Below are 411 nucleotides of genomic sequence, written 5' to 3' on the forward strand. Positions count from 1 at the left end.
TCATTCCACAGATTATTTCATTCTTCTTCTCGTACTTTGTATTGAAGATAAAGAATCCGGTAGAAGCTTTAGGTTGTGTAACCGGTGGTCGAAGTGCAAACCCAGCGTTCGCTGCATTGATGGAAAAAACAGGCAACGCAACGCCAGTATTCTCTTTTACTGTGACTTACGCCGTAGCCAACGTGTTACTGACTCTATGGGGCCCAATTATCGTCGGCATTATTACCGTTAATGCGGGTATGTAATTAAAACCTACAACTCATTATAGATTTAAAAAATCATCAACTTATTAACAGACCTACCCAATCAAAAATAGGGTAGGCCTGAATAATCACGCTTAAGTAAAACACTTTATTTAATTACAAGTGTTTAATATTAAATTATTAGGTAAATATTATGACTACTCAAACT

1 pseudogene is annotated in these 411 nt (G+C 36.3%); it reads left to right on the forward strand.

Annotation, left to right across the window (positions count from 1 at the left end):
• A pseudogene (locus tag AB4329_RS21835) lies at positions 1-245 on the forward strand (aspartate-alanine antiporter); the annotation flags it as partial.
• Positions 246-411 lie beyond the last annotated feature (166 nt).

The sequence above is a fragment of the Vibrio sp. 10N.261.54.A5 genome (genome assembly GCF_041471145.1).
In the GTDB taxonomy this organism is placed as follows: Bacteria; Pseudomonadota; Gammaproteobacteria; order Enterobacterales; family Vibrionaceae; genus Vibrio; species Vibrio crassostreae_C.